Origin of the sequence: Vibrio taketomensis, assembly GCF_009938165.1 — a bacterium.
Lineage (GTDB): Bacteria > Pseudomonadota > Gammaproteobacteria > Enterobacterales > Vibrionaceae > Vibrio > Vibrio taketomensis.
On sequence record NZ_AP019650.1, the window covers coordinates 1,084,359 to 1,103,099 of the forward strand.

11 protein-coding genes and 2 pseudogenes are annotated in these 18,741 nt (G+C 44.9%); 9 read left to right on the forward strand and 4 right to left on the reverse strand.

Annotated elements, in window-relative coordinates; genetic code table 11:
• Positions 1–14: 14 nt before the first annotated feature.
• Positions 15–308, reverse strand: a complete 294-nt coding sequence (locus tag Vt282_RS18740) for a hypothetical protein (RefSeq protein ID WP_162048425.1) — start codon at positions 306–308, stop codon at positions 15–17.
• A gap of 43 nt (positions 309–351) precedes the next feature.
• Positions 352–1,020, reverse strand: a complete 669-nt coding sequence (locus Vt282_RS18745; protein WP_162064375.1) for an NAD(P)H-dependent oxidoreductase — start codon at positions 1,018–1,020, stop codon at positions 352–354.
• A 109-nt stretch (positions 1,021–1,129) separates the two neighbouring features.
• Here Vt282_RS18745 and Vt282_RS18750 point away from each other — a divergent pair, with 109 nt between their 5' ends.
• The 3 genes and pseudogenes from Vt282_RS18750 to Vt282_RS18760 all read left to right on the forward strand — a co-directional run bounded on the left by Vt282_RS18750 (position 1,130) and on the right by Vt282_RS18760 (position 4,720).
• Positions 1,130–2,032, forward strand: coding sequence for a LysR family transcriptional regulator (locus tag Vt282_RS18750; RefSeq protein WP_162064376.1), 903 nt, complete (start codon positions 1,130–1,132; stop codon positions 2,030–2,032).
• Between the two features lie 326 nt (positions 2,033–2,358).
• Positions 2,359–3,926 (forward strand): annotated as a pseudogene (locus Vt282_RS18755) (ATP-binding cassette domain-containing protein).
• Positions 3,927–4,207: 281 nt separating this feature from the next.
• Positions 4,208–4,720 (forward strand): hypothetical protein, encoded by a 513-nt coding sequence (locus tag Vt282_RS18760; RefSeq protein WP_162064377.1) that lies wholly within the window; start codon positions 4,208–4,210, stop codon positions 4,718–4,720.
• A 12-nt stretch (positions 4,721–4,732) separates the two neighbouring features.
• Here Vt282_RS18760 and Vt282_RS18765 read toward each other — a convergent pair whose 3' ends face one another.
• Positions 4,733–5,581 (reverse strand): MurR/RpiR family transcriptional regulator, encoded by an 849-nt coding sequence (locus Vt282_RS18765; protein WP_162064378.1) that lies wholly within the window; start codon positions 5,579–5,581, stop codon positions 4,733–4,735.
• A 232-nt stretch (positions 5,582–5,813) separates the two neighbouring features.
• Between Vt282_RS18765 and murQ the strand changes: the two genes are divergently transcribed.
• The 4 genes and pseudogenes from murQ (at position 5,814) to Vt282_RS18785 (ending at position 10,589) form a co-directional block, all read left to right on the forward strand.
• Entirely contained in the window at positions 5,814–6,713 is a 900-nt protein-coding gene (gene murQ, locus Vt282_RS18770) for an N-acetylmuramic acid 6-phosphate etherase (RefSeq protein ID WP_162064379.1), read from the forward strand.
• 15 nt (positions 6,714–6,728) lie between these two features.
• Positions 6,729–8,171 carry a PTS N-acetylmuramic acid transporter subunit IIBC gene (gene murP / locus Vt282_RS18775; RefSeq protein WP_162064380.1) on the forward strand — a complete coding sequence of 481 codons (1,443 nt, stop codon included), beginning with the start codon at positions 6,729–6,731 and terminating at the stop codon, positions 8,169–8,171.
• 230 nt (positions 8,172–8,401) lie between these two features.
• On the forward strand, positions 8,402–8,803 hold the full coding sequence (locus Vt282_RS18780; protein ID WP_162064381.1) for a hypothetical protein: 402 nt from the start codon (positions 8,402–8,404) through the stop codon (positions 8,801–8,803).
• A 107-nt stretch (positions 8,804–8,910) separates the two neighbouring features.
• Positions 8,911–10,589 (forward strand): annotated as a pseudogene (locus Vt282_RS18785) (RluA family pseudouridine synthase).
• A gap of 66 nt (positions 10,590–10,655) precedes the next feature.
• Here the strand turns inward: Vt282_RS18785 and malT are convergent.
• Positions 10,656–13,364 carry an HTH-type transcriptional regulator MalT gene (gene malT, locus Vt282_RS18790; protein WP_162064382.1) on the reverse strand — a complete coding sequence of 903 codons (2,709 nt, stop codon included), beginning with the start codon at positions 13,362–13,364 and terminating at the stop codon, positions 10,656–10,658.
• Between the two features lie 603 nt (positions 13,365–13,967).
• Here malT and Vt282_RS18795 point away from each other — a divergent pair.
• Both Vt282_RS18795 and malQ read left to right on the forward strand, forming a co-directional pair.
• Positions 13,968–16,421: a glycogen/starch/alpha-glucan phosphorylase gene (locus tag Vt282_RS18795; RefSeq protein WP_162064383.1), complete on the forward strand. Its 2,454-nt coding sequence runs from the start codon at positions 13,968–13,970 to the stop codon at positions 16,419–16,421.
• An 82-nt stretch (positions 16,422–16,503) separates the two neighbouring features.
• Positions 16,504–18,684, forward strand: coding sequence for a 4-alpha-glucanotransferase (gene malQ / locus Vt282_RS18800; RefSeq protein WP_162064384.1), 2,181 nt, complete (start codon positions 16,504–16,506; stop codon positions 18,682–18,684).
• Positions 18,685–18,741 lie beyond the last annotated feature (57 nt).

Below are 18,741 nucleotides of genomic sequence, written 5' to 3' on the forward strand. Positions count from 1 at the left end.
CCAAGTGCACTCAGTTAGATACATAACATACTACGAATGATTTGATGCGCCTCTTCAACCTCAGACAATTGGCCAGAGGTGATGACATCGAGTGGTTTGCGGCCGTGAAAGAAAACGCTTTTGCTCGCCGTTTTAAGAAATTGCCTTTTGGCATTCAAATCTGGATAGAGCAATTGCAAACACTCTTCAATCGCGATGATATGTTTGGCTTGATCCAAGTCCAACTGACTCGCCACTAAGGTATTGACTGTATTTTCAGACACACCCCAATCACGCAAAATGTTAGCCGCATAGTTGATCGTATTCATCACTACCTCTTGCCGTGTTTCAATTTATATCAACGAGGCAATATCAATACTGCCCTACTTCAATGGCTGACTCAGAGAATATGGTTTTTAGACGTTCACCATAACGCGTCAACTCATCGACTCGCTGTTGTTCAGACATACGTGCTGGACCAAACACTTTCTGTGGAGCGAGCACGGAGAAACCCGTAAACTCCAATATTCCTCGATGAATGGGGCGTAAAATCGCATCAAGATCGCCGTTCCAACCATCTTTGACATAGATTTCTTCTGGCCCGCCCATCGTGACACTTAACATAGCTTTTTTGCCTTTAAAGACACCATTTTCATAAAAACGGCCGCCGCCATACACTCGCCCCATGGCAAAAACTCGGTCAACCCAACCCTTCAACATCGCGGGTAAACCAAACCACCACAACGGGAATTGGAAAATAACCAAATCACTCCACTCAAGCTTTTCTATTTCTGCTTCAATGTCGACAGAAAAGCCGTCATGTTCTGCGGCATGCATTTCTTCAAGCTGTTGTTTGAAGAATTCTGTATCTTGAGTTTGAGTAAAATTGTGTCGACCAGAAACTGGATTGAAATTCATCGCATGCAAATCCGACGTTTTTACCTCATGCCCAGCACTTTTCAATGTCTCAACAGTACGCTGGAACATAGCGCCATTAAAACTCTGTGGTTCAGGGTGCCAGTAAACAACTAATACATTCATGTGCCTTCTCCAGTAATTGAATAATCTTTGCTTGCTTGACCATAGTATTGACCAAACCATTGTTAACTTGTAGTGTGCATTTACTTACAGTTAACATAACCAAAAGTTAATGAAATCACTGCCAAGCCAATTACCCATTTTTATTCAAGTTGCCAAAAGTGGCAGCTTTGCCAGTGCAGCTCGAGCACTTGGTATTTCTGCCCCTGCGGTAAGTAAAGCCATCACCAAATTAGAAGATGACTGGCAAGTGAAACTGTTCTTTCGCTCCTCACACTCGTTAAGTCTGACGCAAACAGGTCAGCAACTCGTTGATATTTTGTCACCCTCAATGGCGTTAATTCAAAACACTATTGAGCAAATATCCGATGCCACTCAAAGTGCCGGCGGCACGATTAAAATCAACTTACCAGCCAGTTCGATTGGTCAAGAGCATATTCTCCCTCTTATCCTCGAGTTTATGGCGCTCTACCCCAAAATAACCTGTGATCTGCACTTTGATGATCGTAACGTGGATCTTGTTGAGCATGGGTTTGATTTGGGAATTGGGGTCGCGATCAACCAAGACTCCCGCTTAGTGGCCCGACCGTTACTTGTTCAAGATATCGGTATATACGCATCGCCTGCATACCTTGACCAATTTGGGGAACCCTCAACCATTGCGGAGCTGGCTAACCACCGTTGCATTCCCGTTCGTTCTCTCACGACGGGACGTTTTCATAATTGGCGTATCAAAGAAAATGATCATGCGAAGTTACTCACTCCGAGTGGCAACTTAATCGTCAATAATTTCGCTGCAGCGAAAAACGCCACGCTCGCAGGCGCTGGAATTTCCATGCTCGGTAGTTGGATGTTTCGAGATGAGATCGCCAGTGGCGCTATTAGACCTATTTTGCAGCCATTTTGGGGAGAACCGACCACTATCTGGGGTTATTATTCATCCAGAGAATACTTACCAATGCGCGTAAGATTGTTGATTGACTATCTCGTCGAGAACATAGAAAGGATGGCCTAAGCATCGGGATAAACGACGCGATTCTCGTCGGAGTGGGATCAGTCTCTGTATCTGATAAGAACACCATTGTTCGTTACTTGACCACACCAATCAAAAACGCTTACTATCTCGCCATCACCTCATTTGGAGTTTACGCCATCATGGAAATCTAAGCCTGTCGTCCATTTCACTTTTATTTTTTTGGATATACAGGGTTAGTAGGCGTAGCTCACTTTCCGCTATTGATTTGCAAATTGACTGCTTTACACGAAGACTCGTGGATTTTTGCATCATTCAAATACCAACGTTAGCTGCGGCTGTTGTCCCTGTCATACAGGAGGCAAACTATGCCAACATTACAAGCGATGAATATCAGCCATCAATTCGACAACGGCGATACGCTGTTCTCTCAAATCTCATGCTCTATGACCAAATCACGTGTCGGCCTGGTTGGGCGGAACGGGGTCGGAAAATCGCTATTTTCCGCTATCTTGTTGGGCGAACTCATGCCATCAAGCGGCGTGGTCAACTCGCCAAGCTCTTTTGCCATTTATCGTCAGCAAGCATCGCACCTATTGCAAAGCAAATTATCAATCGCTGAGTATTTGGGTAAAGATGCCATTCTCAACGCTATCCATCAGGTTGAATCTGGTGATTGCAACGAGCATTGGTTTGACCTGATTGGTGATGAGTGGGATTTAGGATCTCGCCTTAAAAAGCAGTTGGTTGATATGAAGCTGCCAAGCGACCCTCACTTTCCTTGTGCGCAACTTAGCGGCGGCCAACTAGCACGTTTACAGCTCTGGCAACTGTTTGAACAGCATGTAGATCTATTGGTACTTGATGAGCCATCTAACCACCTTGATCGCGAGAGCAAACAATGGCTGATTGAGCGAATACATCAATTTGACGGGGCGATTCTACTGATTAGCCACGACCGCCAATTACTACGCGAAATGGACGAAATTTGGAGCTTTCTGGATTAGGGCTGAAAGTGTTTGGTGGTAATTATGATGATTACGCCAAACAGAAAAATATTGAATTACAAGCGGTAGAGCGCCAACTCGCCACGATTGCCAAAGACAAAAAGCAACTTGCAGAACAAGCTCAACGCAATCATGAAAAAGCACAACAAAGAGCCGCACAAGGTAACAAAGCACGCAAAGATGGGAGCCAACCGAAAATACTGCTCGACGCCAAAAAAGATAAAGCTACTGCTGGCGTATCAAACCGCCTCAAGAACGAGCAGTTGCGCCATGCTAATCTGCAACAAAAAGAGCAAAGCCTCATCGTGCGCAAAGAGCAGCTAAAAACACAAAAAATCTACCTAACAACGGGGGAAAGCAGTTCAAAGCAGGTCATTTCGCTACTCGAGGCACAACTTACCTATGGCCGTACATCACCGATTAGCTTACAAATTTCCGCCAACGAAAAGACCCACCTCACCGGAGAGAATGGCTGCGGTAAATCAACGCTACTTAAAACTCTGCTTGGTGATGTCTCGCTTTGCAACGGAGAGCTCAAGGTCAACACTCCACTCTATTATCTTGACCAACATTTTGCGGTGGTTTCACCAGGGTTATCTTTGCTCGAGAACTTATTGCACCATTGCCAAGGCATCATAGAAAGCGAAGCTCGAACTCTGTTGGCTGGCATTGGGTTTCGTCGAGATAACGTGTTTCGCCTCGGTGAGCAATTAAGTGGTGGGGAAAAAATGAAGCTTGCGATGCTGATCGTTAGCCACCAGCCAAGCAAGCCGCTGCTGTTACTCGATGAGCCAGACAATCACCTCGATATTGACGGCAAAACAATCCTAGCCCGTGCACTAAAAGAGTATTGCGGCGGCTTTATCCTGATTAGCCACGATCAAGATTTTGCAGAGGAGTCAGGAATCACAAAGGTCGTTCAACTATAACCGGCAAATAGAGCAAATAACTCCGTTCAGACCATTGGCAAAGCGACTCAATTGGTGAGCTTTGCCAAATTTTTCACTTCAAGATTCAATAGTCATGCTTGATTCGTTCAGCGCATGACAAATAGGACATTTGTCCCAAGTGACGGTTATTTTGATAAAACAAGAATTGTGTCACGCAAGGAAAGGGGCATGAAAGCCTAAATCATTAACTCCGCTTAACGGCTATCCCCAATTAGCCAAGTGTTCTATGATGAAAGGAAATAACAAACCAAAAGAAAAACATGACTTCTGCTCAACCGCATAACGAAGAGTTTCACTCAACCTCTGTCGATAAAATCATTCGAGCCTACAACGGCGAAGTGTATGGCATCGCATTTTTTGAGTACTTCCTTGCTCACTATCCACACCCTTCCAATCGCGTACTTTGGCAAAAGCTAATCGAGATAGAAAAGCTCACTGCTGATATTCTGCATAGTTGGTTAACCACGTCAGACGTAACCTTTGAGACCGATCCAAAATCCATGCAGCACAAAGGTCAGCTTGAAGCAGAGCAATGGATAAACCTTCCTTGGGAAGATCTCATCGATACATTGCTACCTTGGATTGAGCCATACGAAAACATGTATTGCCAATGGGAAGATACCGCACACGAACATCGCCAAATTTTCACCATAATCGCTGAGCATGAAACCGCCATTTTCCATTGTTGGCAGCAAGAGCAACAAGGTAAAAATGGAATTGAAGCGCTCAAAGCGTTTATTGATAGATACACTCAACGCGACGATGACGCTTAAGATCTTACCGAGTTAACTCAACAAACGAATGTGCGACGCGATATCTTGAATCATCTCTTGTCCTGAGTCTCCGCGCTGTTTCACTAAGCTGATAAACAGCGCATCAGTAATCACATTTTGTGCGGTACGCGCGATCATCGAAGAGGCGCGATGTTGTGATTCATCGGCGATAGTTTCTAGACAAATATCCGCAATATTACGTAGCTCACTTGCCGTTGGTGAGGTAAAAGCGATCACTCTCGCCCCTTTCTCCTTGGCCGCGTGGGCAGCGGCATTAATTTCTTTGGTCTCACCAAGAAACGAAATCACGATTTGCACATCGTTTGGTGTGAGCGTGTGTGCGATGCCAATTTGCACATGGCTATCAAATTCCATCGTTACGCCGATACCGAGTTTGATCAGCTTATACGCTAAATCTTTTCCAGAAAGCGCTGAGCCGCCCATGCCGACAATTTGTACTCTCGATGCATGATTCACCCACTCAACGACAGTCTCAAACTTATCACTAATTAGTGCATGGCTAGTTTGAAAAATGGCTTCTGATTTCGCGGCGATCAGCTTTTGAATGATGGTCGATGTCGAATCGTCATTAGTAATATTGGTATGAAGTGGCGAGTTTTGAATGGCGCTTTTTCTACTGAGTTCTTCGATTAATCCCTGTTTAAACTGACTAAAACCTGAAAAACCGATCTTCTGGGTAAATTTAACAATACTCGATTGGCTGACGTTAATCTTCGCTGCCAATTCTTGGCTGGTGAGATGAAGCACTTGCTCTGGCTCTGTCACAATCCAATCAGCAATCTTTCTACCACTTGCTGACAATTTATCGCGGTTAATTAGAATTTTGTGAGTGATCGACATCACAGCCTCTCAATAATGAAGGAATTAACTATTCCATTTTGTTCCTGCGTTATTCATCCCTTTCCCCTATGTAGGTCAAGCAAATAAGATAGCGATGGAATTAAACCGATTTATCATGCAAATTATTCCAAAAATCAGAAAATTGGAATAATTTATCTTGTGATATTCATCACCTATTTCAAAGATTTAAACCCCTACCATATCGTCAAATCCTCCGATTTAGAGAGAAGTTATGAAATTAGAAATTAGCCATCTAGTGACTGAGATGCGCAATGCTGCGAGCCAAGAAATCGACAACCTTTCAACCACTGAAATGTTGAAAGTGATCAATAACGAAGACAAAACTGTCGCTTACGCGGTAGAGAAAACCATTGATGAAATATCAATTGTGGTTGATGAAATTGCGCAGGCATTTTCCCAAGGTGGACGCTTAATCTACATGGGAGCAGGCACTTCTGGTCGTTTGGGTATTTTAGATGCTAGTGAGTGCCCACCAACGTACGGCACCTCACCAGAACAAGTAGTTGGTCTGATTGCCGGTGGCCATACTGCGATTTTCAAAGCAGTAGAAAATGCCGAAGACTCACCGGAGTTAGCCGAGCAAGATCTTAAACAACTTAACGTCACCGACAAAGATGTAGTGGTAGGTATCGCGGCGAGTGGTCGCACACCTTACGTGATTGGCGGAATGAAGTTCGCTAAACAACAAGGGGCATTTGTTGCGTGCATCGTATGCAACCCGCAAAGCCCGATGACGCATGAAGCCGATGTTTCGATTGTGCCTGTTGTCGGCCCAGAAATCGTTACTGGCTCATCAAGAATGAAAGCAGGTACAGCGCAAAAACTCGTACTGAACATGCTTACTACTGGTGCAATGATCCGCTCAGGTAAAGTGTTTGGCAACCTAATGGTGGACGTAGAAGCAACCAACGCGAAGCTCATTCAACGTCAAACCAATATCGTAGTTGAAGCTACAGGCTGTAGCGATACAGAGGCTGAAGAAGCTCTGCAAGCGTGTAATCGCCACTGTAAAACGGCAATTCTAATGCTGCTTGCGGGCTTAGATGCTGCGCAAGCAACAGAACTACTCAACAAGAAACAAGGCTTTCTGCGCGCAGCACTCGAGAAATAACGAGAGGACAGCACTATGGCGAAAATAAATAGTAATACCATTCAAGATATCCTCGCTGCTGTAGGCGGCAATGGCAATATCGTAAAAGCAGGCAACTGTATGACTCGTCTGCGTCTGACCTTAGCGGATTTTGGTGCGGTACAGAAAGATACACTCAATGCCATGGCCGCAGTACTTGGCGTAGTGGAATCAGATGAACAACTTCAGATCATCTTAGGCCCAGGTAAAGCACAGCAAGCTTCAGAAATCATGAACGACTTACTCGGTCAAGGTTCTGGCTCTGCTGCCATCCCAACTCAAGATCTCGAGACCATTGCGAAACAACAAAAATCTCAAGTGAAAAGCAAACAGACCAGCGCGGTTCAACGTTTCTTAAGCAAATTTGCCACTATTTTTACCCCGCTTATTCCTGGTTTTATCGCTGCTGGCTTAATGTTGGGGCTTGCAACGCTCATTGAGCAAACTATGATCATTGGCCACGATCCTAGTAGCTTTGTGGTCAGCTTGGTTGCTTATATGAAGATCTTCGGTAAAGGCTTATTTGCTTTCCTAAGTATTCTTATCGGTTACAACGCCCAGCAGGCATTTGGTGGTTCTGGCGTTAACGGTGCCATCCTCGCCTCACTGTTTGTGTTGGGTTACAACCCTGATGCCACTTCCGGTATTTATTCCGGCATGAGTGATTTCTTTGGCTTTGCCATTGATCCACGCGGTAACATTATTGGCGTACTGCTCGCGGCCATCATCGGTGCTAAGGTTGAACGCTTAGTTCGTGAATATATGCCAGATGATCTTGATATGATCTTAACCTCAATGGTGACGCTACTCATCATGGGTGCAATTACCTTTGTGGTTATCATGCCTGTGGGTGGTGTGCTATTTAAAGGCATGTCTTGGTTGTTCTTAAACCTCAATGACAACCCAATTGGCGCTGCAATCTTGGCAGGTTTGTTCCTAATTTCAGTGGTGTTTGGTATTCACCAAGGGTTTGTTCCAGTTTACTTCGCACTGATGGAAGCTCAGGGCTTTAACTCGCTCTTCCCTATCCTAGCTATGGCAGGTGCAGGCCAAGTGGGCGCGTCACTCGCGCTTTACTGGAAATCAGAAAAATCATCGGTTCTGCGCACACAAATTCGTGGCGCCATCATTCCGGGTATTTTAGGTATCGGTGAACCACTCATCTACGGTGTAACCCTACCGCGAGTAAAACCATTTGTGACCGCATGTATTGGTGGCGCAGCGGGTGGTTTCTTTATCGGTCTGATCTCATACCTTGGTTTACCCGTGGGTCTCAACACGGTATTTGGTCCATCAGGTATTGTGGCGATTCCATTAATGACATCAAACGAAGGCATTTTCCTTGGCATGGCAGTGTTTGTCTGCGGCCTACTGATTTCGTATGTTGCCGGTTTCTTTGCCACGCTATTCTTTGGCACTAAAGATATCGACCTAAGCTAAATCCCCAAAATCTTCAACAATAAGCCACGATTTGGTATCAAGTCGTGGCTTTTCACTATCCTCAAGGCACTTCACGATAAAGAATTTGGAACGGTAGCTTGCTCCAGAAAGACAAGTTTACTTAGTTTGACTCATCTGAAGCACGGGGCGCTCCCTTATCACTTTGCGACGCTTCAAGCCTGCGTTACACTTACCACTATTCGTTTGCTTGCCAAATCACGTGGCTTAACATGTCTAAACTAAAAATTACTGTTATCTCTTTGTTTGTGATCGCTTGTGCGGTTGCGGCTTGGGTATTTATTCCAACTCACACCACCGTTGGCCGCCAAATCAGCGAGACGCCGGTAGGTGAAAATATGACGTTGATTGGCTTTAAAGTCATCTCGACTGAAAAAAAACTCAACATGCTTAACCAATATTATCTCATTGCCAATGGCACTGAGATTGACGATCAAGATCCAATCATCACGACTTCTGATCAATTCCTGCTGGTTGAAAATGTGAAAGACAATACCTTTAAACTCAGTGTTAAAGGCCGCATCGAGCAATACCGAAACGACGCTTGGGTAGAAAAATCAGACGGTACCGTTGAGCACTGGTTTATCAGCCTAGATTCAAGCTACATTCGATAACGCCTCTCTTTTTGTCACCTTATTTGCCAACTTGGCGACTAAGGTGGCATTCCTTTCTTAAATAGGTAAAATCTCGGCTCTGAAATAACGCTGATAGAAGTTTTACCATGCACCACCCTGAGCAACTGTTTACTCATTTTAACGCTGACATTACTGGCATCGAATTGCCAATTGCGTTTACCTTTCCGTTTTACTATCAGCCTCATCCGCTTTGTGTCATTGCCGCAAAAGAGCTGCAAACTCACTTAATGCAGCAAACTGATTGGCAGCATGACTTTGGCGTCGATAACGAAGCAACAGGCACGGGCAAAATGTTCGGTGTACTTTTGGTGCGCTCACCTCAAGGTGAACTTGGCTATCTTAGTGCTTTCTCAGGTAAAATTGCTGACTCAAATTTGCTGCCTCACTTTGTGCCACCAGTATTCGACATGTTGGCAGAAGAGTGTTTTTTCCGTGCAGAACTAAGCGAGATTACAGAACTTAACACCAAGGTTACAGAGCTCTCCGCTAACCCAAAACTACACGAGCTGCAGCAAACATTGGCGCAGTTTCAAACAGACTATCAGCAACAAGAACAACAACAACGCCAAGCGATGATTGATGGCCGCGCAGCGCGCAAACAGCAGCGCCAACAAGCCGAGCAAACCATTGAGGGCGAAGCACTTAAAGCCATTATTGACGATCTTGCAAAGCAAAGCGTAGCAGAGAAGAACGTCCTTAAATACCTCAAGCTAGAGTGGGATGAAAAAATTGCTCTGGTTGCAAACGAGCTAAACCAGCTCAATCAAGCGATTGATGGTGCGAAAGAGCAGCGCAAAGTACTCTCTAATGCCCTGCAAAATAAGTTGTTCGAGCAATACTGCTTTTTGAATGCCAAGGGTGAGAGTAAATCGCTAAAAGCGATTTTTGCACAAACCACGACACCGACACCACCAGCAGGTGCTGGTGAATGTGCTGCGCCAAAACTGTTGCATTACGCTTACCTAAATGGCTTTACTCCGCTGGCAATGGCTGAGTTTTGGTGGGGAGTCTCACCGAAATCTGAAGTGCGCCAACACCAGAAGTTTTACCCATCTTGCCATGGGAAATGTAATCCGATTTTAGGGCATATGCTGCAAGGCCTAGAGGTTGATCCGAACCCACTTGAAGACAACTGGGGTAAAGACAAAGAGCTGGAAGTCATTTATCAAGATGAAGCTATCGTCGTAGTAAACAAACCATCAGGTTTACTATCCGTGCCGGGCAAAACCATTAAAGATTCAGCGTATACACGCGTGCAGGCGCTATTCCCAGACGTTGAAGGGCCTTTTGTTCTACACCGACTTGATATGGCAACCTCTGGCTTGCTGGTATTTGCCCTCACTCGTCGTGCCAACAAGAGCCTACAGAAGCAATTTATTACTCGAGGCGTAGAAAACGATACCTTGCGATGGTTGAGGGCGTAGTTGATCAGCCTTGCGGTGAGATTAATTTGCCAATGCGCGGTGATCCCGACGATCGTCCTCGTCAGTTAGTCTGTTTCGAACACGGCAAGCCAGCTACAACCTACTGGGAGTTAGTTGAAGTGAAAGACGGCCGCAGTAAGTTAAAAATGTACCCAAAAACAGGTCGTACACACCAACTTCGCGTTCATTGTGCGCATTATCAAGGGCTGAATATGGCCATGGTTGGTGACGGACTGTATGGCGAAAAAGATTCTCGTCTGCATCTACATGCCGAACAACTCTCATTTGATCATCCATATAGCCACGAACGATTAACGTTTACTGCGCAGTGTGAGTTCTAATAAATAACGCTAAAAAATAAGCCCCTTCCAGTTAGGGGCTTATTCATTTGAGAACGTGAAACGATATTAGCGATTAACCAACTGTAGCAGTTTCTCAGCGGTTTCAATCGCCTCTCTGCGATTAGTGATATTGAGCTTTTGATATAGGTTGCGAATATGGGTTTTCACCGTGGTACTCGCGACATCCAATTTATGAGCAATTTTCTCATTACCAAAACCAGAATAGATCAAGCCTAGCACTTGCCACTCGCGCTGAGTCAATGGGCTAGTTCGTACTAACTCTGGTACGTTAGGATGATCAATCAAGCGTTCAACAAACTCCTCGTCAAAGTGCCCTGAACGGCTATGTTGGCTCAACGAAATATCTTTGAGTAGCTGCTGAGCACGATGACGTTCTAAATCATCGAGTTCGCTACGCATACTGATCTTTTCAAAAATATGACCAACGTCAGCGCCATTGATCAAGTAATTGCAAACCATACCTGTCTGATTACTTAGCGTTAATGCTTCTTTCAATCGTGCTTTAGCGAGTTCATCTTGATTCTGACGATACGCCCAAATCGCTTCAACAATTAAGTTACGGTTCGTGTCTGCAATAAGCTGGGATTTCTTTGCCTCCTCGGCTAAGAAATCAAGCACTTTACGCGCATCATCATACTGCTCTAAGTTAATGTATACTCGAGCGATATTACGCCATTGCAGTTGGAAGAAATGATTACTTGCCGAAACCGGTCTCACTGCCGATTCCAGCCAATCTTGCATCGCTTCTGTATCGCCTCGTTCTTGCCAATAAAGAATCAATGACAATGAAGCATTCGCAACCCAATCAACATGGTAATTCGATTGTTCCATCAAATGTTGAATATGCTTGATATGTTTCGTTGCCTTATCAACCGTACCACGGCTGATCGCAACACGAGCAAGCATTGAATAGACGTTAAGCAACTCACTTGGTGATTGGTTACCCAGAACCTTCAAACCTTTGTAAGCACACTCCTCTGCTTCGTCCAAACGATTCCAAGACCACAATATCTGCGAGCGAATACGCAACAAGAATTCATGCAAAGGGAACTGTTGTAGATTGTGTTCTTCGATCAGACGGAAACCCGACTCTTGAACATCATAAGCCGCCTGAACATAACCTTGTGCCGCCATGATTTCACTTTGCTGAGCAATCGCCCAAAGCGCCTGATGATAAACCTGATATTGACGTGCAAGTTTCTCAGTTTGCTGCATCATGGTCAGCGCTTGATCCAACTTACCGAGTACGTGATTCACTTCACCAACAATCGATGTCGCGATGATGCGGCTGTTATAGTTGGTTGTCTCTAATTGACTCAACGCCAATTCGGCCAGTTCAAGCGCCATCTCTGGTTGATTGCTATTTATGGCTACCTGAGCAAGCAGTGTATTCGCTTGACCATGATATTGAATATCAAGCTCAATATTACGCTTCTTATACTCTTGTTCTGCTTCCTCAAGTAACATTCGAACTTCGTTCGAGCGATGCTGTATCTGAGCTAGCCATGCTCTCATTAACGTCAATTTTGGCTGAGTGAACAAAACATCCGGAGACAATTGATTAATTGCCCCTTCCACAATCGCAAACTCACCGTGGTTATTCATATCCCAGCCAAATTTATCTAGGATCTCTACCATCAATGGATCAGATTGTGCTTTTCGTGCGTGACACAGTGCTTGGTGTGGTGACTCAAGCTTTAACCATGCTTGAGCAGCGTTCAAATGCAACTCTTGCTCATGCAACATCAATTTTGAATGACGTTCATGCGATAAAAATTCTTTGAATAGATTGTGGAATCTAAACCAGTTGTTTTCACCTTCAAGAGGATAGATAAACAAGCCGTAGCGGTTAAGTGACTCAATCATGCCCAGCGCATCCTCACGCTGAGTTAACTCAAAGACTAATTGATCATTGAAATGATCCAAGACTGACAATTGCATTAAGAATCTGCGCGTATCAGGCTCCAAAATATCAAACACTTCTTCCGCTAAATAATCCCATAGATGGGTCATGTTGAGATTAGATAGTGTCTCGTTAGTTTGCGCTAGCGTGACATTTTGATGTTTCGCTTGCAAAGCAATCAGTTGCAATGCTGAAGGCCAACCCTCAACTTGAAGACGCAGGTTATTTACCGTCTCTTCATCAATGGCTTCTGCCATACGCTGGTCAAAGAAACGCGCGGTTTCTTCCACATCAAACGCAAGCATGTCGCTATCGATTTCAATCATTAAATCGCGCACACGTAGGTTTGCTGTCCCAAGTGGCGGAGCTGAACGACTGGTGACAACCAAAGTGATGTTTTCTGGCATGTGCTTAAGCAAGAAGCGCACGGCATCATGGATCTCATCATTTGTGATCAAGTGATAGTCATCGAGAACGATAAAGCACTCTTGCGTAAACGCAGACAACTCAGAAAACATTTCGCTTAGCAAAGAATGTATCGAAAAAGACTGACGCGTTTCTGCAAGCTGCAGTGTGTTCGAGCAACTAAAGTTTGTTGCTTTATTGATGGTTTGCAGTAGGTAATTGATAAAGCGATAACTGTCGTTGTCATTTTCATCAATATTAAACCAGGCAACGTTCGGCTTATCTGCTAGCCATTGCGCCGCCATTGTTGTTTTACCATAACCGGCAGGAGAGCGAAATAATACCAGTTTTTGACAGCAAGCTTGTTCAAGTAACTCCAAAACTCGCGGGCGATAGATAGCGTTATGAAAACGACCTGGTCGGGTGAGTTTCGATGGAATCCACATTTTTATAAGTACCTTTATATTAGTGGGATAGTGAGAAGTTAACCTGATGATGAAAAATGCAAAATAGTTAAGATATGATTTTTTATCGACATGCCGGTCTAACTTCTGTTTTTAGTATTTATTTTATAAGATTACGTATTGTTTATTAGTGAGGATAATACTCACTAACGTAACAAATGTTACGATAAGGCAATCACCGTTTACTTTGATCAAAATCCATATTTCTTCCTAAATTAGAATATTCTTAATTAGTGCTGCAAAATAATTAAATTTGTTTCAATTCTTTAAATTCACCAACAAACATTCAAACTTGTCTGTTTAAAAAATACAAATTACCGATGTGACCAAAACGACATTTTTATATCTTATAAAACCATTTATTACTACAAACCTTCACTCTCGCCGTCATATTAGAACCCTGCTTGCAAATCTAATCACTCTCATCCTCTAGGTATATCTAGGCTTTATCGAGCGTTTCAGTCCTTTCTCATTCTCTACGCCTACCCCACTACTCCCATGTCATCCTCGAAACGGGAGGATGTTTATTCATGGTTGGAAATACACGATATGGGCAGATGAATTAGCTATAACGTGAGATTTCTAATGAAACCTAATCAACAGCAAAATTTCGATAAAAACCTTTTTCAGCAACGAGTGCTACAGCATCTCTCTGCAACTTACGCTCAATCACAAGAAACGGCGAGTAGCCGTGCTTGGTATTTAGCGATGGGTCGCGCTCTCGCTGAAATTACAACTTGTGATTTACTTGAGACTGAACACGATCCTCGAATTCAAAAAGCCAAGAGCCTCAACTATCTCTCGCTTGAATTTCTTATTGGCCGTCTAACGGGCAACAACCTTATCAGCATGGGTCTTTATGAGCAGATCTCAGAAGCGATGGCTGAGTTGGGACATAGCCTAACTGACCTGCTTGAAGAAGAGCGTGATCCGTCACTGGGCAATGGTGGTCTTGGTCGCCTTGCCGCATGTTTTATGGATTCATGTGCCGCACAAGAATTCCCAACGATTGGCTACGGCTTACACTACGAGTACGGCCTATTTAAGCAGTCTTTTGTCGATGGACGCCAACAAGAAGCACCAGATGCATGGCGTGGCGTAGAAGGCTACCCATGGGAAGTCGCTCGCCCTGAGTATGCACAAGAAATTGGCTTCTATGGTCATGTTGAAGTTCAGAACATTGACGGCAAAGAAGTTCGTCAATGGGTTCCAAGTATGCGCGTAAAAGCAATGCCTTGGGATTTACCAATCGTAGGCTACGAGTCAAATACCGTTTACCCACTGCGTTTGTGGGAGTGCCAAGCGATTGCACCATTCTCTCTAGAAAGCTTTAACAATGGCGATTACTTCGAAGCGCAGCACGCACTCATCAATGCTGGCAACATCACGAAGGTTCTCTATCCAAACGATAACCATGAGAAAGGAAAAACATTGCGCTTAATGCAGCAATTCTTCCATTCTTCAGCTTCAGTGCGCGACATTTTGCGTCGTCATGAAGCCGCCGGATACTCGCTTGCTGAACTACCAAAACAAGAAACCATTCAGCTAAACGACACACACCCAACCATCGCAATCCCTGAACTTATGCGCATCTTGATCGATGAGAAAGGCTTAAGTTGGGAAGATGCGTGGCAAATCAGTTCAAACACCTTCGCTTACACCAACCACACGCTTCTTCCAGAAGCGCTAGAAACATGGTCTGAATCGTTGATTCAGCATCTACTCCCTCGTCATATGGAAATCATTTACGAGATCAACTATCGCTTCTTGGAAGAGGTTCGCGCTCTGTGGCCAAATGATGTTGCGAAGTTGAAGAAGCTGTCGATCATCGAAGAAGGCTTCCATCGTATGGTTCGCATGGCAAACCTCTGTGTTGTCGGCTCATACGCGGTCAATGGTGTAGCGGCACTTCACTCTCAGTTAGTGAAAAGTGACCTGTTCCCTGAGTTCCACGAGATGTACCCAACTCGTTTGCTCAATGTCACGAACGGCATCACACCACGTCGTTGGTTGAAGTTCTGTAACCCAGGGCTATCAAAACTGATCACCGAGAAAATTGGCTCACAATGGCCTGCCAAACTTGAGCAACTAGAAAGCTTGGCGCAATACGCGACCGATGCAAAATTCCAGAAAGCGTTCATGGCGGTGAAGAAAGAGAACAAACAACGTTTGGCAAACTGGGTACAAGAAAACATGGGTATTGAACTTGATACCAATGCCATTTTCGATGTGCAAATTAAACGCCTACACGAGTACAAGCGCCAACACCTTGATTTGCTACACGTGCTATCGCTTTACCACCGTATTCTTAATGACGCTGATTTTGAGTGCACGCCTCGCGTAGTATTTTTTGCTGCGAAAGCGGCACCGGGCTACCACCTAGCTAAAGAGATCATCTTCGCCATCAATAAGATTGCCGAGAAGATCAACCATGACCCTCGTATTGGTAACAAGCTTAAAGTGGTATTTATCCCAGATTACCGCGTCAGCATGGCAGAGATCATTATTCCGGCAGCAGATGTATCGCAACAAATTTCGCTGGCAGGTAAAGAAGCATCTGGCACAGGCAACATGAAAATGGCGCTTAACGGTGCATTAACTATTGGCACAATGGATGGTGCAAACGTTGAGATTCGCGAAGAAGTAGGTGATGACAATATCTACATCTTTGGTTTGGATGTCGAGCAAGTAAAAGCCCTTAACGCGAAAGGCTATAACCCATACGAATACTACCACAACGACCCACTGCTCAAAGCCTCACTTGATCTGTTACTGGGTGAAGAGTTTACACCGGGTCAACCAGACTTGTTGAAAGCGACATACGAAAGTTTGCTTGATGGTGGCGACCCGTATATGTGTCTAGCTGACTTTGCCTCTTATGTCGAAGCTCATGACAACATGAGCCAACAATACTTAGACCAATCTGGTTGGGCTAAGAAAGCCATTCTCAATACGGCTTTAGTGGGCAAATTTACCTCAGATCGCAGTATCCGCGACTACGTGAACAACATCTGGAAACTTGAAGCGGTGAAACGCTAACAACAATGGCCAAGGTAGCGCACCGTCTACCTTGGCCCTTTTTCTATACATTTATTTAGAAGGTTATCCTTCGGAGAGAGCGATGAAAGAACAATCGGCATTACATAAAGTCGCGCATATGGCCAAATTGGCTGACAGCTACATCAATGCTTGTGGGGAAGAAGTTGGTATTAGTGATAGCACACTCACTCGCCTACTCTCCGCGCTTGGTTATGATACTAGCACTGATGAGGCACTACTCGAGTCAGCACGCAAAAAGCACAAAACACCTATGCTCGCGCCTACTTTGGTCCTTCAAGACCACGAAGCAAAAGAAGTGGCGCTGCAATTGGGAACGAGTGCTCGCATCAGTGAATTTAGTTGGCGGATAGCCACAGAACAAGGAGAAGTACTTGAAGGCTATCTTCAATCGCAAATAGTAAGAGATGAGCGAGCTGAGGGTGGCCCTCTAGTGTTTGTATTGCCTGACAATTTGGCCTGGGGCTACCACACACTGCAGGTTCATCGCAAAGGGCGTAAAACACCAAATCAAAGCACACTGATCATTACACCTAGTGCTTGCTTTAAGCAAACGGCGCTCAACCAACAGCGCAAACTTTGGGGCCCAAGCATTCAGCTTTACACTCTACGCTCTCATCATAACTGGGGCATTGGTGACTTCGGCGACTTGAAAATTCTGATCAGTGAATTGGCGTCTCGTGGCGGTGATTTTATCGGTCTCAACCCAATTCATTCGCTGTTCCCTGCAATGCCTGAAAGCGCGAGTCCTTATAGCCCTTCTTCACGTCGCTGGCTAAATATTCTGTATATCGATGTTTGCTCTGTACCAGAGTTTTCTTTGAGCTCAGAAGCGCAACGCCGTGTTGGCAGCGGTGATTTCCAACAACACCTAAAACGCACACGCGAATCTGAATGGGTCAACTACAGCGAAGTCGCAGAGCTAAAAATGAGCATTCTTCCTCTGCTTTATGAAGAGTTTAAGCAACGCCATTTAAGCAAACAAAGCGAAAGAGCTCGCGCCTTTATCACGTTTATTGAATTGGGTGGCGAAAGCCTATTGCACCAAGCGGCATTCGATGCGCTGCATGCTGACTTAAATCAGGGCGATGAGTGCATTTGGGGTTGGCCAGTATTCCCAGAGCAATACCGTTCTTTCCACTCGAAAGAGACTCAGCAATACATCACCGCAAATCAAGACAAAATCCATTTGTACATGTATTTGCAATGGCTTGCTGATGAACAAATTCAAGAAGCGCAAAACCTCGCTATCGAGAAAGGAATGTCGATTGGTCTCTACCGCGACTTAGCTGTGGGTGTTGCTGAATCTGGCAGCGAAACATGGGCAGATCAAGGCAACCTTGTGCTAGACGCAAGCATTGGCGCACCACCGGATATTCTTGGACCTCTAGGGCAAAACTGGGGCTTACCACCACTTAACCCACAAGTATTAGAAGCGACCGGATTCGAAGCCTATATTCAATTGCTGCGTGCCAACATGAAGCATTGCGGAGCGCTACGAATCGACCATGTACTGGGGTTACTTCGCCTTTGGTGGATTCCGCGTGGCGAAAATGCAACTCAAGGTGCCTACCTCTACTACCCAGTGAAAGAAATGCTATCGATTTTGGCGCTAGAGTCTCACCGTCTGCAATGCTCAGTCATCGGTGAAGATCTTGGCACAGTGCCAGATGACATTGTTGGCATTCTTCGTGATGCGGGCGTGCATTCTTATAAGGTGTTTTTCTTTGAAACATCTAAAGAGGATGGTGGATTCATTTCCCCTAAACATTACGCTCCGCAATCTATTGCGACACTTTGCACCCATGATATGCCAACCATGCGCGGTTTTTGGAATTGTGATGATTTGAAAACCGGTCAGAAGTTGGGGCTATATCCAGACGAGGAACAACTAAAAGGATTGTTCGACGCTCGACTCAAGTGCAAGCAAGGGGTATTAGACAGCGTTCGTTGGCATGGTTTATTGCCTGATGGCATTGGCCATGATGCCCAGTACGTTCCTATGGATTCCTATTTGAGTGAAGCACTTCAGCTTCATGTCGCAGCGGGTGACAGTGCCCTGCTTAGCGTGCAACTCGAAGACTGGTTAGAGATGGATGATCCCGTCAACATTCCGGGAACGGTCGATGAATATCCAAACTGGCGACGTAAGCTCTCGATGGACATTGAAGAGATGTTCCATCTCGGCAAGATTAATCGAATCGCAAAACGCTTAACAGAAGTTCGATCAGACAGCAGTAAATAACATCTCAGGAACAAGGCAACTTGTTCCTGTCGTTCGTTTTTCATATCGGGGTTTAAT

Excerpts from the sequence above, each read along its gene's own strand:
- Vt282_RS18740 (WP_162048425.1), bottom strand. The coding sequence starts at position 308 with ATGAATACGATCAACTATGCGGCTAACATTTTGCGTGATTGGGGTGTG.
- Vt282_RS18745 (WP_162064375.1), bottom strand. The coding sequence starts at position 1,020 with ATGAATGTATTAGTTGTTTACTGGCACCCTGAACCACAGAGTTTTAAT.
- Vt282_RS18750 (WP_162064376.1), top strand. The coding sequence starts at position 1,130 with ATGAAATCACTGCCAAGCCAATTACCCATTTTTATTCAAGTTGCCAAA.
- Vt282_RS18760 (WP_162064377.1), top strand. The coding sequence starts at position 4,208 with ATGACTTCTGCTCAACCGCATAACGAAGAGTTTCACTCAACCTCTGTC.
- Vt282_RS18765 (WP_162064378.1), bottom strand. The coding sequence starts at position 5,581 with ATGTCGATCACTCACAAAATTCTAATTAACCGCGATAAATTGTCAGCA.
- murQ (WP_162064379.1), top strand. The coding sequence starts at position 5,814 with ATGAAATTAGAAATTAGCCATCTAGTGACTGAGATGCGCAATGCTGCG.
- murP (WP_162064380.1), top strand. The coding sequence starts at position 6,729 with ATGGCGAAAATAAATAGTAATACCATTCAAGATATCCTCGCTGCTGTA.
- Vt282_RS18780 (WP_162064381.1), top strand. The coding sequence starts at position 8,402 with ATGTCTAAACTAAAAATTACTGTTATCTCTTTGTTTGTGATCGCTTGT.
- malT (WP_162064382.1), bottom strand. The coding sequence starts at position 13,364 with ATGTGGATTCCATCGAAACTCACCCGACCAGGTCGTTTTCATAACGCT.
- Vt282_RS18795 (WP_162064383.1), top strand. The coding sequence starts at position 13,968 with ATGAAACCTAATCAACAGCAAAATTTCGATAAAAACCTTTTTCAGCAA.
- malQ (WP_162064384.1), top strand. The coding sequence starts at position 16,504 with ATGAAAGAACAATCGGCATTACATAAAGTCGCGCATATGGCCAAATTG.